This window comes from Nocardioides marinquilinus, assembly GCF_039543705.1.
GTDB lineage: Bacteria > Actinomycetota > Actinomycetes > Propionibacteriales > Nocardioidaceae > Nocardioides > Nocardioides marinquilinus.
In genome coordinates this window covers 19,033-32,505 of sequence record NZ_BAABKG010000005.1, presented here as the reverse complement: position 1 = coordinate 32,505, position 13,473 = coordinate 19,033, and the positions used below count along the sequence as shown (strand labels likewise).

13 protein-coding genes are annotated in these 13,473 nt (G+C 75.0%); 8 read left to right on the top strand and 5 right to left on the bottom strand.

The genetic code is table 11. The features are described 5' to 3' along the window. Positions 1–8 precede the first annotated feature (8 nt). Positions 9–989: a ribose-phosphate diphosphokinase gene (locus tag ABEA04_RS18030; protein WP_345461898.1), complete on the top strand. Its 981-nt coding sequence runs from the start codon at positions 9–11 to the stop codon at positions 987–989. A 105-nt stretch (positions 990–1,094) separates the two neighbouring features. Here the strand turns inward: ABEA04_RS18030 and ABEA04_RS18025 are convergent, their stop codons facing one another. Beyond that, complete coding sequence (locus ABEA04_RS18025) at positions 1,095–1,829, bottom strand: ArsR/SmtB family transcription factor (RefSeq protein ID WP_345461896.1); 735 nt, start codon at positions 1,827–1,829, stop codon at positions 1,095–1,097. Between the two features lie 65 nt (positions 1,830–1,894). Between ABEA04_RS18025 and ABEA04_RS18020 the strand changes: the two genes are divergently transcribed. Beyond that, entirely contained in the window at positions 1,895–3,079 is a 1,185-nt protein-coding gene (locus ABEA04_RS18020) for an MFS transporter (protein WP_345461894.1), read from the top strand. On the opposite strand, the gene ABEA04_RS18015 is transcribed toward ABEA04_RS18020, so the two are convergent. The 3 genes from ABEA04_RS18015 to pepN form a co-directional block, all read right to left on the bottom strand. Continuing rightward, positions 3,066–4,910: a glycerophosphodiester phosphodiesterase family protein gene (locus ABEA04_RS18015; RefSeq protein ID WP_345461891.1), complete on the bottom strand. Its 1,845-nt coding sequence runs from the start codon at positions 4,908–4,910 to the stop codon at positions 3,066–3,068. The genes ABEA04_RS18020 and ABEA04_RS18015 overlap by 14 nt on opposite strands. A 64-nt stretch (positions 4,911–4,974) precedes the next feature. Continuing rightward, positions 4,975–5,763 (bottom strand): isocitrate lyase/PEP mutase family protein, encoded by a 789-nt coding sequence (locus ABEA04_RS18010; protein WP_345461890.1) that lies wholly within the window; start codon positions 5,761–5,763, stop codon positions 4,975–4,977. Between the two features lie 49 nt (positions 5,764–5,812). Continuing rightward, complete coding sequence (pepN, locus tag ABEA04_RS18005) at positions 5,813–8,245, bottom strand: aminopeptidase N (protein WP_345461888.1); 2,433 nt, start codon at positions 8,243–8,245, stop codon at positions 5,813–5,815. A gap of 197 nt (positions 8,246–8,442) precedes the next feature. Here pepN and ABEA04_RS18000 point away from each other — a divergent pair, with 197 nt between their 5' ends. Together ABEA04_RS18000 and pth are read left to right on the top strand one after the other, a co-directional pair. Continuing rightward, entirely contained in the window at positions 8,443–9,135 is a 693-nt protein-coding gene (locus ABEA04_RS18000; protein WP_345461885.1) for a 50S ribosomal protein L25/general stress protein Ctc, read from the top strand. 140 nt (positions 9,136–9,275) lie between these two features. After that, positions 9,276–9,869: an aminoacyl-tRNA hydrolase gene (pth, locus tag ABEA04_RS17995; protein WP_345461882.1), complete on the top strand. Its 594-nt coding sequence runs from the start codon at positions 9,276–9,278 to the stop codon at positions 9,867–9,869. Positions 9,870–9,984: 115 nt separating this feature from the next. Here pth and ABEA04_RS17990 read toward each other — a convergent pair whose 3' ends face one another. Then, positions 9,985–10,965: a lytic transglycosylase domain-containing protein gene (locus tag ABEA04_RS17990; protein WP_345461880.1), complete on the bottom strand. Its 981-nt coding sequence runs from the start codon at positions 10,963–10,965 to the stop codon at positions 9,985–9,987. Between the two features lie 24 nt (positions 10,966–10,989). On the opposite strand from ABEA04_RS17990, the gene ABEA04_RS17985 reads away from it, so the two are divergent. From ABEA04_RS17985 to ABEA04_RS17970, 4 genes are all read left to right on the top strand, one after another. Continuing rightward, the gene (locus ABEA04_RS17985; RefSeq protein ID WP_345461878.1) at positions 10,990–11,793 is read left to right on the top strand and encodes a 3'(2'),5'-bisphosphate nucleotidase CysQ; all 804 of its coding nucleotides are present in this window, start codon (positions 10,990–10,992) and stop codon (positions 11,791–11,793) included. Continuing rightward, on the top strand, positions 11,790–12,422 hold the full coding sequence (locus ABEA04_RS17980) for an HAD family hydrolase (protein ID WP_345461875.1): 633 nt from the start codon (positions 11,790–11,792) through the stop codon (positions 12,420–12,422). Before ABEA04_RS17985 ends, ABEA04_RS17980 begins: the two co-directional genes overlap by 4 nt. 65 nt (positions 12,423–12,487) lie before the next feature. Continuing rightward, positions 12,488–12,913, top strand: a complete 426-nt coding sequence (locus ABEA04_RS17975) for a VOC family protein (RefSeq protein WP_345461872.1) — start codon at positions 12,488–12,490, stop codon at positions 12,911–12,913. After that, positions 12,910–13,305 (top strand): VOC family protein, encoded by a 396-nt coding sequence (locus ABEA04_RS17970; RefSeq protein WP_345461867.1) that lies wholly within the window; start codon positions 12,910–12,912, stop codon positions 13,303–13,305. The genes ABEA04_RS17975 and ABEA04_RS17970 overlap by 4 nt, the downstream gene beginning before the upstream one ends. Positions 13,306–13,473: the final 168 nt, after the last annotated feature.

The window sequence follows — 13,473 nt, the reverse complement described above, 5'->3', positions numbered from 1 at the left end:
GAGTCCGCGTGACCGGAATCCAGAAGACCACCGAGAAGAACCTGATGGTCTTCAGCGGCCGGGCCCACCCCGCGCTCGCCGAGGAGGTGGCCGAGATCCTCGGCACGCCGCTGGTGCCGATGGCGGCCTACCAGTTCGCCAACTCCGAGATCTACGTGCGCTACGAGGAGTCGGTGCGCGGCTGCGACGCGTTCGTCATCCAGAGCCACACCGCGCCGATCAACGAGTGGATCATGGAGCACCTGATCATGGTCGACGCGCTCAAGCGCGCCTCGGCCAAGCGCATCACGGTGGTCATGCCCTTCTACGGCTACGCACGCCAGGACAAGAAGCACCGCGGCCGCGAGCCCATCACCGCGCGCCTGGTCGCCGACCTGTTCAAGACCGCCGGCGCCGACCGGCTGATCAGCGTCGACCTGCACGCCGACCAGGTGCAGGGCTTCTTCGACGGCCCCGTCGACCACCTGATGGCGCTGCCGGTGCTCGCCGAGCACGTGCAGGCCAAGTACGGCGACCAGAAGCTCGCGATCGTCTCGCCCGACGCCGGCCGCATCAAGGTCGCCGAGCGCTGGTCGGCCCGCCTGTCCGGCGCCCCGCTCGCCTTCATCCACAAGTCGCGCCGCACCGACCGCCCCAACGAGACCGTCGCCAACCGCGTCGTCGGTGACGTCCGCGGCCGCATGTGCGTGCTGGTCGACGACATGATCGACACCGGCGGCACGGTGGCCCAGGCGGCCGAGGCGCTGATGGCCGACGGCGCCGCCGGCGTGGTCATCGCCGCCACCCACGCGATCCTGTCCGACCCCGCCGTCGACCGGCTGAAGAACTCCCCGGCCGTCGAGGTCGTCGTCACCGACACCCTCCCCATCCCGCCCGACCGCGAGTTCGACAAGCTCACCTGCCTCTCGATCGCGCCGCTGGTCGCCCGCGCCATCCGCGAGGTCTTCGAGGACGGCTCGGTCACCTCGATGTTCGACGGTCACGCATAGCCGGTCGCGACGATGGTCGAGGTGCGAGGAGCCCTGGCGACGAGCCTCGAGACCTCGTGAGATCAACGGCCACCCGACCCACGGACCCTGAGCCTGTCGAAGGGCTCAGGACGCCGACGCCACCCACCCCTCGAGCGCGGCGACGTCGAGCCCCAGCCACGCCCGCAGCCCCGCGGCCCCGTCGGCGGTGACGTCGAGCCCGCGCGAGGTCGGTCGCCGCAGCACCCACCCGCGCTCGAGGACGACGTCCGCCACCGCGGCCCCGACCCCGCCCGAGACGTGGGGACGCCGCTCGGTCCAGTCGGTGCACTCCCGCACCGCCGGACGCCGTGCGCCCACGAGCGCGTCGAGGTCGACGTCCACCTCGGCCAGCACGGCGGCGGCCGCCGGCCCCGCCACGAGCGACCCGGCGCGCCGCGCGAGCGCCTCCCGGGCCACCAGCGCGTCGGTGACGCCGGTGCCGAGCACGCCGGCGAGGTGGTCGTAGCACAGCCGCGCCCGCCGCAGCCGCCGTCGGCCGCGCTCGCCGCGCAGGGAGCCGAGCGGCGCCGGGCCGCCCTGCGCCGCCAGCAGCTGCATCGACTCGAGCAGCTGCGCGACCTCGAGCGACGCCAGCCGGTAGAACCGCCGCCGGCCGCGTGCCTGCACGCCCACCAGCCCGCCGTCGAGCAGCCGTCGCAGGTGCGCGCTGGCCAGGGACGGCGAGATCCCGGCCACCGCCGCCAGGTCGGCCGCGGCGGCCTCGCCCTCCACCAGGCGCAGGAGCATGGCCGCCCGGTGCGGGTCGCCCACCAGCGCGCCCAGCCCGGCCACGGCCTGCGACGGCGCGGGATCGCTCATGACGCGACCGTAGTCCCGCGACCCTTCAACCGGCGTTGAAGCGTCGGCGGCCTAGCGTGGCGGCCATGAGGTCATCGGGCAGCGACTGGCGGCGCGTCGCGCTGGCGATGTTCGCGGTCGGCTGGGGCGCCAACCAGTTCACCGCGATGCTGCTGGCCTACCGCGACGAGCTCGGCACCTCCACGCAGGTGCGGGCGGTGCTGTTCGGCGTCTACGCCGCCGGCCTGGTGCCGGCGCTGCTGGTCGGCGGGGCCGCCTCCGACCGGTGGGGACGCCGCGCCGTCGTCCTGCCCGCCGTCGTCGCGTCCCCGCTGGCGACGCTGCTGCTGGTGCTCGAGCGGTCCTCGCCGGGGCTCGCCGCGGGCCGCCTGCTGGCCGGTGTCTGCTCCGGAATCGTCTTCGCGGCCGCCAGTGCCTGGGTGGCCGAGCTGTCGGTCGACGAGGCGCCCGGCACCGCCGCCCGCCGGGCCGCGGTCGCGCTGAGCGCCGGGTTCGGCGTCGGGCCGCTCGTCACCGGACTCGTCGCGCAGTGGTCGCCGGCGCCGCTCGTCGTCCCCTACGTCCCGCACCTCGTGCTGGGCGTGGTCGCGGTCGTCCTGCTGTGGCCGGTGCCGGGCCCGGCGCCGGCGCGCACCGGGCCGCGGCCGCCGCTGCTGCGCGTGCCGGCCGTCACCCGCAGCCGCCGCTTCGTGCTCGCGGTGGCGCCGTCCGCCCCGTGGGTCTTCGCCACCGCCGCGATCTCCTTCGCCTACCTGCCGGCCGAGCTCACCGGCCCGCAGCCCGGCGCGCTCGCCTTCACCGGCGTCCTCAGCGGACTCACCCTCGGCGCCGGCGTGCTGGTGCAGCCGCTCGCCCGCCGGCTCGACGAGCGCCGCGTGCTGCTCGCCGGCCAGGTCGGTCTGCTGCTCGCGGTGCTCGGCTGCGGGCTGGGCGTGGTCGTCCTCGAGCTCGACGCCCGCCTGCTGCTGCTCGTGGCCGGGCCCGTGCTCGGCGCCGGCTACGGCTGCGTGCTCGTCTCGGGGCTGCGCGAGACCGAGCGCCTCGCCGCCCCCGCCGAGCGCGGCGCCACCGTCGCGGTCTTCTACGCCCTCACCTACCTCGGCTTCGCTGCGCCCTACCTGCTCGGCGCCATCGGCGGCGGGACGACGGCCCTGGTCGTCGCCCTCGTCGTGGCTGTCGCGTCCCTCGCCGTCGTCACCCTCGGACGGCGCGTGCCGGCCCCCGGCGCGGGCGCCGTCAGCGGCGGGTGAGGAACCGCCGCAGACCGCTGAGGTCGTCGGTGTTGAGGTGGTCGACCCCGGCTCGCCGCAGCTCGGTCCACAGTGCGCGCCGCGCCGCGCCGGGCGAGTCGTTGGTGGCCCAGAAGCGCACCCGGCGGCCCTCGTCGTGGGCCTGCTCGACGATGCGGCGCAGGCGGGCCCGGTCGGCGGCCGGGAACGGCCCGGTGCCGGTCCAGGCCGACACCGACGACCAGTTGGCGCTGATCAGCGGCACCAGGCCGGCCGACGCGCCGCCGTACAGGTTCTCGAGCCGCCCGTCGTAGGCCGCCCAGCGCACAGGCTGCGCCGCCATCGCGGGCAGGTCGCGGTTGCCGCTGACCGCGACCGAGACGGCGCCGGGCCGCTCACCGGTGGCGTCCCACGAGGTCAGCAGCCGGGGATGGCGCCGCAGCACCCGGTCGAGCGCCGCGTAGGTGGCGGACGCCTCCGACTTCACGTCGACCAGCAGCTGCAGCGGACGGCGGTGCCCCGCGATCACCGGACCGCGGTTCATGGCGGCGAGGCCCTCGAGCGGGGAGAGGTAGAGCGACTCCAGCGTGCGGCCGGGCACGACGTCCTCGAGGTCGTGGGCCACCAGCAGCTCACCGTCGACGAGCCACACGTCGGCCTCGACGCTGGTGAAGCCCTGCTCGATCGCGTCGCGCAGGGGCCGGGCGTGCTCGTAGTCGTTGTGGGCGTGCGCCGCGGGCAGCGCGGTCGCCTGGGACGGCGGGCGCAGCGCCGGCGGCAGCCGGTGACCCGTCTCGGCCAGCACCCGCCGCAACCGGTTCGGGTAGTCGGTGATCAGGCCGTCGACGCCGAGACCCACCAGGGCCCGCATCGTCGGCACGTCGTCGACGGTCCACGGGACGACGCGCAGCCCGGCCCGGTGCGCCGAACGCACCATCGCGCGGGTCACGTAGGGCTCGTAGTCCGCGTCGTCGACCGCGCCGTCCTGCGGGAACCCGTGCACGGGTGAGATCGCGTCGGCGTCGAACGACGCGGCGGCGGCCACCAGGTCGCCGCCGAAGTCGTCGATGTCGATGCCGCCGAGCCAGGGGCTGGCGCCGGGCTGCCCGGCCTGCAGGAAGTCGCGGTTGGTGAGCGCCACGATCGGCAGCTCGGGGGCCACCTCGCGCATCCGCATCAGCGCGCCCCAGTCGAAGCTCTGGATGCTCACCTGGTCGCTCAGGCCCGCCGCGTCGACCTCGGCGGCGGTCACCTGCACGAACTGCTCGCGCGGGGCGGTCTCCGACGGGGCACCCGCCTCGACCTTCGTCTCGATGTTGAGCATCACCTCGTCGTCCTCGTAGGCGCGCACGAGGTCGAGCACCTCGCTCAGCAGCGGCATCCGGGCGCCGGGGTCGAGCCGGGCGCCGGGGTGCGCCGGCAGCCGCCGCGAGCCGCAGTCGAGGGTGCGCACCTGGTCGAGGCTCAGGGTGTTGACGTACGTGCCGACGTAGGGCCACTCGGGATCGCCGGCGGTGGCCGGGGCGGTGTCGGCGCAGGTGCGGGCCTGCACCTGCCGGTCGTGGGTGACGACCGCGCGGCCGTCCTCGGTGATCTGCACGTCGAGCTCGAGCGTGCTCACGCCGAGCCGCAGCGCCCGGTCGAAGCCGGCCAGCGTGCTCTCGACGGTCAGACCGAGCCCACCGCGGTGGGCCTGGAGGTCGAAGGGCCTGCCCCCGCGCTCGGGCCGCTCGGCCCGTTCGGGACGCGTCGTGCCGGTCGGCGCGGCCTGCGCCGGCGACGGCGTGAGCAGCGGGACGGCGAGCAGCGCGGCGAGCGCGCCCGCGAGGGCGGTGCGGTTCCGAGAGACCATGCGGTCCAGCCAACCGAGCGCGGACGACGTCCGGGTGACGCCGACGTGGCCCCCCGGCGAAGCCTCAGTTCAGGATGCGGGTGCCCTCGGGGATGCCGCCGCCGCGCTGCTCGACGTCCTCGGCCAGCTGCTGCAGCGCGGTCAGCGCCACGTTCTGCGAGAGCGGGCCGTAGGAGATGCGAGCGACGCCGTGTTCCTGCTGCCAGGCCGACGAGGGCGTGCCGGGGATGCCGATGGTGGTCAGTCGCCGCGGCCCGAACGCCTCGACGAGGGTCTCGATCTGGGCCTCGGTCAGCTTGCCGGGCACGAAGACGACCGGCGCGCCGGCGTCGAGGAAGGCACGGCCCCGCTCGAGCGCGGTGGCCAGGTTCTCGTCGGGGTCGCCCTCGCGATTGAGCACGAAGGCGTCGGTGCGGGCGTTGAGCACGAAGTCGACGCCCTCCTCGGAGGCCACCCGCATGATCGCCTCGACCTGCCGCACGGCCTCGTCGAGCGGCTTCATCTGGTCCTCGATGTTGGCGCCGACGACGCCGACGCCGATCGCCCGGCGCACCGTCTCGGCGGCGTCGCCGTACCCGCCCTCGAGGTCGGCGCTGACCGGCAGGTCGGTCGCGGCCACGATGCGGCCCACCTGCTCGAGCATCAGCGCGACCGGGATGTTCTCGCCGTCCTCGTAGCCGAAGGACGCCGCGATCGAGTGGCTCGCCGTGGCCAGCGCCCGGGTGCCCTCGACGGCGGCGACGGTGCGGGCCGAGACCGCGTCCCACACGTTGACCACCGAGAGCAGCTCGTCGGCCTCGTGGAGCCTCAGCAGCTCGGTGCCCTTGCGTCGCGTCTCGTCGGTTGCGCTCATGCGCTCGACGCTAGTCACCCCGTCAACGCCGTGAGGGACGACGGCCGCGTCACCGCCGGTCGTCGAGCTCGTCCTCCCAGTCCCGCCGCAGGATCGTGCTCGACACCCCGGCCAGCGCCTGCTCGACGGCCGCGAGCTGCGCCGCGTCGAGGTGGACGGCGGGGAACGCCCCGCCCACCGCCTGCGCGAAGGCCTGACCGCGCTCGGCGAGGCCGGGCGCGGCGGCGAGGTAGCGGTCGACGTACGGCGCCAGCACGGCGGCCTGCTCCACGTCCCACAGCCCGCGCATCACCCACTGGAAGCGGCGGTTCGAGACGTCGGGCTCGGTGGCCGCGGCCCACGCCGCGGCCTTGGCGTCGGCGCCGGGGCGCGCGGCCAGGGCCCGCGCCGCGCCCAGCTCGCCGTCGACCGTGCCGTCGCGGCGCCGCTCGGCCTCCACGAACGCCGCGTCGGCCTCGCCGATGGCGGCCAGACGCGCCACCACCGACCAGCGCAGGGCGGCGTACCAGGCGACGCCGTCGGCGGCGTCGGCGTCGAGCCAGCGCCGCAGCCGGCCGGCGTCGCGGGTGGTGGCCGCGAGGCCCTCGACGAAGGCCAGCCGCAGCTCGTCGTCACCGGCGGCGGCCAGGCCCTCGTCGAAGGCCTCCGCCAGCCGGGCCACGGCTGCCGGCGCCGCGTCGGCCGGCACCCGCGTCGCCAGCACCGAGGTGAGGGTGCGGTTGACCACCGAGGTCACGATCATCGGCTCGGTCTCGCGCGGCAGGTGGCGCGCGACCAGGCCGAGGTAGTCCTCCGCGCCGAGCGCACCCGTGCGGACGCCGGCGAACCACGACCCCCAGACCACGGCCCGCGCCAGCGGGTCGGCCAGCCGCGGCAAGCCGTCGGCGAACGCGGACGCCGAGCGGTCGTCGAGCGCCACCTGGGCGTAGGTGTCGCTGCGGGCGTTGGGCAGCACCACCCGGCCGGCCAGCGCGTCGAGCCGCACCGGCTCGTCGTCGGCCAGGTCGACCAGCTCGCCGCCGACGGGGGAGAGGTCGTCGTCGTACGCCGCCACCCACAGCCGGTGTGGCCGCGTGCCCGCCCGCCGCAGCACGGGGACGCCGTCCTCGTCGCGCCGCACGTGCACCGTGTCGAAGCCGGTCGAGCGCAGCCACGCCTGCGCCCACGCCACCGCGTCGCGGTCGGACGCCGCGTCGAGAGCCGCCACGAAGTCGGCCAGCACCGTGTTGCCGAAGCGGTGCCGCGACAGGTAGCGGTTCACGCCGGCCAGGAAGGTCTCGTCACCCAGCCACACCACCAGCTGGCGCAGCGCGGCGTTGCCCTTGGCGTAGCTGATCATGTCGAAGTTGGTGGCCGCGGCGTCGACATCGGGCACGTCGTCGGCCAGCGGCGCCACCGGGTGGGTCGAGCGACGCGCATCGGCGTTGTAGGCGTTCACCTTGCGCGTGGTCTCGAACGCCACCAGCCGGCCGGCGTGGCCCGCGGCGTCCTCGGCCACGCGGTAGCCCATGTAGTCGGCGAAGCTCTCCTGCAACCAGGTGTCCTCCCACCAGGTCATCGTCACGAGGTCGCCGAACCACATGTGGGCCATCTCGTGGGCGATCGTGGTGGCCCGGTTGGCGCGCAGCCGGTCGGTGGTGCGGCCGCGGGGCAGCAGCTCGTCGCGGTAGGTCACGCAGCCCGGCGTCTCGAGCGCACCCCAGTTCTGGCCGGGCACGAAGGCCTGCTCGTAGGAGTCGAACGGCATCGGCTCCTCGAACAGCCCGGCGTAGTGGTCGAAGCACGCGTTCGTCGTCGCCTGCAGCTCGTCGATGTCACGGTCGAGCTCGGCGGCCAGCGAGGCGCGGCAGTGCCACGCGAACGGCAGCCCGGCGTGCTCCCAGGCCCGGGTGTGCCACGGGCCGGCCCCGACCACGAACATGGCGGGCGGCAGCGGCGGGGTCGTGGTGAACGACCAGTGGACGACGTCCCCGTCCTCCCCGTCGCGGCTCGCCCGGCCGTTGCCCAGCACCGTGACGCCCTGGTCGGTGCTCGCCCGCACCGTGAACGGCGCCTTGAGGTCGTTCTGGTCGAAGCACGGGAAGACCTTCTGCGCGACGTCCATGCCGACGTAGGCGCACACGTACCTCGCCCCGTCGGCCGGGTCGGTGAAGGTGTGCATGCCGTCGCCGTCGGTGACGTAGGGCAGCCGGGCCGTCACCACGACCTCGTGCTCGCCGGCCGAGCCCGGCCCCGCGAGACCGCGCAGCCGCAGCCGCGCGCCGTCGTAGTCGGGCTCGACCGGCCGCCCGTCGAGCACCAGCGACACCTCGCGCGCCCCGACGAGCTCGAGGAACGTCTCGTCCTCGCGGCACGCGAAGGCCACCGTCGCGCGCAGCCCGTAGTCGCCCCGCTCGGGCCGGGTGAGGTCGAAGGCGAGGTCGTAGGCCACGTGCGAGACGGCGGCCGCGCGGGCGCGGGCTTCGGCGAGGGTCAGGCTCACGGCGGCGAGCCTAGGTGGCGGCCCCGCCGTCCGATTGGGCCGGCCGTGCCGACGTCCCGTAAGGTTCTGGGGTTGCCTCGGCGAGGGAGCGGTCAGCTCCGTGATCGACAGGGCCCGACGCCACGTGCGTCCCGTGCCGCTGCTCGTCCTCGCCGCCAGGCCCGCCAGCCACCCCGAGCGAGACGAGAGAGTCAGCGATGTCCGAGAAGATCCAGGCCGAGGCCCGCAGCGAGTTCGGCAAGGGCGCCGCGCGCCGCATCCGCCGAGAGAACAAGGTGCCGGCCGTGATCTACGGCCACGGCAACGACCCGGTCCACCTCACGCTGCCCGGCCACGCCACCATGATGGCGCTCAAGCACGGCGGCGCGAACGCGCTGCTCGAGCTCGAGGTCGACGGCGACACCCACCTCGCGCTCACCAAGCAGGTGCAGGTCGACCCGATCCGCCGCACCCTCGAGCACGTCGACTTCGTCGCCGTCCGCCGCGGCGAGAAGGTCACCGTCGACGTGCCGGTCCTCGTCGAGGGCGACGCCGCCCCCGAGACCCTCGTGGTCACCGAGAACTCCACCGTGCAGCTCGAGGCCGAGGCCACCAACATCCCCGAGTCGGTCGAGGTCAGCATCGAGGGCGCCGAGGTCGGCACCCAGGTGCTCGCCTCCGACCTCGCCATCCCGGCGGGCACGACCCTGCTCACCGACCCCGACACGCTGATGGTCAACGTCACCGCGCAGGTCACCGCCGAGGCCCTCGAGGCCGAGCTCGAGGCCGCCGAGGCCGAGGCCGGCATCGAGCGCGACGAGTCCGACGAGGAGGCCGCCGAGGCCGAGGCCGCCGCCGCCGACGGCGAGGGCTCGACCGACGAGGGCGAGGGCTCCTCGGACGAGGAGTGATCCGGACGACGGCCGGCCGGCTGCGGTGGTACGCGGGCCGGCTGGTCTCACCGGTCGTCGCGGCCCTTCCGGGCCGCGGCGGCCCGCCGCGTGAGGACGACCCGCGCGCGGCCGAGTCCGCACGAGCCGAGGAGGCCGACATGAGCACCGGCGACGTCTGGCTGGTGGTCGGCCTCGGCAACCCCGGCGCGTCCTACGCCGGGCACCGGCACAACGTCGGCTACCTCGTCGTCGACGAGCTGGCCCGGCGCATGGGCTCGCCGTTCCGCGCCCACACCTCGCGCCGCGCCGACGTCGTCGAGGGCCGGTTCGGGCCGCCCGGCGTCCCCGCGCCGCGGGTGGTGCTCGCCAAGGCCCGCTCCTACATGAACGAGGTCGGCGGGCCGGTCAAGACGCTCACCTCGTTCTACAAGGTGCCCTACGAGCGGGTCGTCGCCGTGCACGACGAGCTCGACATCGAGTTCGGCACGCTGCGGGTCAAGCTCGGCGGCGGCGACAACGGCCACAACGGCCTGAAGTCGCTGCGCTCGTCCTTCGGCACCGGCGACTTCCACCGCGTCCGCGCCGGCATCGGCCGCCCCCCGGGCCGCCAGGACGTCGCCGACTTCGTGCTGTCGAGCTACTCCGGCGCCGAGCGCAAGGAGCTCCCCTTCCAGGTCGACACCGCCGCCGACGCCGTCGAGTCGCTCGTCCTCGACGGCCTCGAGCGCACCCAGCAGCGCTTCAACCGCTGAGCCCCCGACCCGCCGACGCGCCGACCCGCGGTTGTCACCGACCGTTGTGCCTTCTGGGCAGCGATGCTCCGCGCATGCCAGTAGTCGCAACGGTCAGTGACGTCCCCGCCGGCCGTCAGCCGCGGGCCAGGTACCGACCCACCGGCACCGGACGCCGCTCGGCGTACCCGACCGGCAGCCGGACGTCGCCCCGCGCGGTCAGGTAGTAGACCTCCCAGTGGTGGTAGGCCAGATAGGCGCGCGGACGTCGCTGCATCACCTCGGCCAGCAGCCGTACGCCGCGCGCGTACGCCGGGTGGTTGTTGTAGGAGTACAGCGCCCGGTCGACGCCACCGGGCTCGGTGAAGCCGCGGGCCCGCAGGTAGCGCGCCGCCGCCATCACCGCGTCGCGCGGGTCGTCGATGTCGCCGCGGCCGTAGGCGGCCCACGTGGTCGGGATGAACTGCATCGGCCCCTGGGCGCCGGCGACCGACGTCCCGCGGATGCGGCCCATGCCGGTCTCGACGAGCATCACCGCGGCCAGGTACTCCCAGTCGACGCCGAACCGTCGCTCGGCGACCCGGAAGATGCCGCGCAGCCGCGGCGCCGGCACGGGCGCCACGATGCGCCACGCGGGCACGGTGCGGCTGAGGTCGGAGGTGTGCATCGAGCGGAACTCGCGGCGCGAGGCCACGTTGTCGGCCACCACGCGCCGCAGGTCGTCGGGCAGCAGCCGCCGCACCCGCGCGTCCCACGCCGGCCGCTCGCCGAGCACCCGGTAGGCCACCTGCTGCACCCGCGCCGCGGCCGCCAGCGCCGGCGGGCCGGTGCCGTCGTCCGCGATCGCCAGCTCGGCCGCCACCACCTGGCGCACGGCCTGCCGGGGCGTCCGCGCGCGGCTCGGCTCGCCGTGTAGCGCCTCGGCCAGGACGGCGGGCAGCCGCGGCGTCCGGCGCCCCGGGCCCGCGTCGGACGGCGTGCCGGGCCCGGTCGTCGCGCCCTCGGCGCCACCCCGCGCGGCGTCGTCCTCGTCGCTCGGGTCGGCCCCCGAGCAACCGGTGAGGAGCAGGACGACGGCGACCGCCGCAGCCGCCGCGCGCCCGGTGCGGGAGCGCATGGCCGCCAGCGTACGGTGGCCGCCGTGACCTTCGACCCCACTCCCGCGCCCCCCGAGGCCGCCACCGACGACCACCTCCTGGCGGCCTGGCTGGCCGAGCAGGCCGGACGCCGGCTGCTCGAGGTGCGCAGCGAGGGCCTGGAGGGCCGGGCGCTCAAGGACGCCGGCGACCAGGCCGCCCACGAGCTGCTGATGCGGCTGCTGGCCGAGCACCGGCCGGGTGACGCCGTCCTGTCCGAGGAGGGCAAGGACGACAAGGCCCGCCTGCAGGCCGACCGGGTCTGGATCGTCGACCCGCTCGACGGCACCCGCGAGTTCTCCGAGCCCCCGCGCGACGACTGGGCCGTGCACGTCGCGCTGTGGCAGCGCGGCGCCGGCGACGGCTCCACGGGCGACGGCGACCTCGTCGCGGCGGCCGTCGGCCAGGCCGCGCTCGGCGAGACCTTCCACACCGGCGCGCCGCCCGTCGTCCCGCCGAGCACCAGCGAGGCGCCGCGCATCGCGGTCTCGCGCAGCCGCCCGCCCGAGTTCGTGCACGGGCTGGCCACCGAGCTCGACGCCCAGCTCGTGGCGATGGGCTCGGCCGGCGCCAAGGTGATCTCGGTGGCGCGCGACGTCACCGACGCCTACGTGCACGCCGGCGGCCAGTACGAGTGGGACAGCGCCGCCCCGGTCGCCGTGGCCCGCGCCGCCGGGCTGTTCACCAGCCGCGTCGACGGCAGCCCGCTGCGCTACAACCAGGACGACGTGTACCTGCCCGACCTCGTGGTCTGCCGCCCCGAGCTGGCCGACCGCATCCTGGCCTGGATCGCCGAGCACGGGGTGTGAGCGGGCGGCCCACGGTCGAGCACGTCCTGCTCGACGCCGACGGGGTTCTGCAGGACCTGCCCGGCGGCTGGTTCGAGGGCGTCCGTCCCTGGCTCGGCGACCGCGCCGAGGCGTTCATGCGCGCCTCGTGGAGCGACGAGGAGCCGTGCCTGCGCGGCGAGTGCGACTTTCTCGTGCACCTCGAGAACCAGCTGCGGGCGTGGGACGTCGACGTCCCGGTGCGGGAGGTCTTCGAGGCGGTCTGGCACTCGATCGAGCTGGTGCCGTCGTCCATCGAGCTGGTGCACCGGCTGCGTGCTGCGGGCTACGGCGTCCACCTCGGCACCAACCAGGAGCAGCACCGCGGCGCCTACATGCGCACCGAGCTCGGCTACGACGAGCTGTTCGAAACCTCGTGCTACTCCCACGAGCTCGGCGTCACCAAGTCCGACCCGCGCTACTTCGAGCTCGCCGTCGAGCGCATCGGCGTCGAGCCGGCCACGGTGCTGTTCGTGGACGACGTGCTCGGCAACGTCGAGAACGCCCGCTCGGTCGGTCTCGCCGCCGTCCACTGGACCTTCCTCGACGGCCTCGACGTGCTCGAGGCCGCGATGGCCGAGCACGGCGTGCACCCCGCACCGCGCTCCTGACCCGCCCCCGACCCGCGCGCGAAACCGGTCGACACCCCGGGGGCAGTGGCGGGAGGGTCGAGGTCGTGAGCCTCACCATCCAGTGCCTCGACCTCGACTGCGCCGACCCCGACCGTCTCGCCCGCTTCTGGGCCGAGGCGCTGGGCTGGCGCCGCACCTTCGACAGTCCCGACGAGGTGGCGCTCGAGCCGCCGGCCGGCAGCCCGCAGGACGGCGTGGCGCCCGATCTGCTGTTCCTCCGGGTGCCCGACGCGAAGACCGGGAAGAACCGGCTGCACCTCGACCTGCGTCCCGACGACCGCGAGGCCGAGGTGGCCCGTCTCGAGGGGCTCGGCGCCACCCGCGTCGAGGTCGGTCAGTCCTCCCGCGAGCAGTCGCCGAGCTGGACGGTGATGGCCGACCCCGAGGGCAACGAGTTCTGCGTGCTGCGACCCTTCACCGACGACGAGCTGGCCAAGCTCGCCGCCGCCACCGACGGGGAGCAGGCATGACCTCCTACATCAGCCACACCACGATCGACTGCTACGACGCCTACGCGCTCTCGGAGTGGTGGAAGCCGGTGCTCGGCTACGTCGACATGGACGGCGACCCCAACGAGCCCGGCCACGAGGAGTGCATGATCCGCGACCCCCGCACCGAGCACCGGCTGCTGTTCATCGAGGTCCCGGACGCCGACCTCCCGGCCAAGCGCATCCACTTCGACGTCGTGCCCCGCGAGGGCACCCGCGACGAGGAGGTCGAGCGGCTGCTCGCCCACGGCGCCGCCCTCGTCGCCGACCACCGCGGCAACCACGGCCCCGGCACCGGCTGGGTGATCCTCGCCGACCCCGAGGGCAACCAGATGTGCGTCCTCCGCTCGCAGGCCGAGCGCGACGCCGGCTGACGGCCCGACGACGGTCGAGGTGCGACGAGCCACGGCCACCGCGGGATGACGATGGTCGAGGTGCGAGGAGCCCTGGCGACGAGCCTCGAGACCACCGGCCCTCCACGGCCAGCGCGACCCCACGGACCCTGAGCCGATGGAAGGGTCCCCACGCACCCTGAGCCTGTC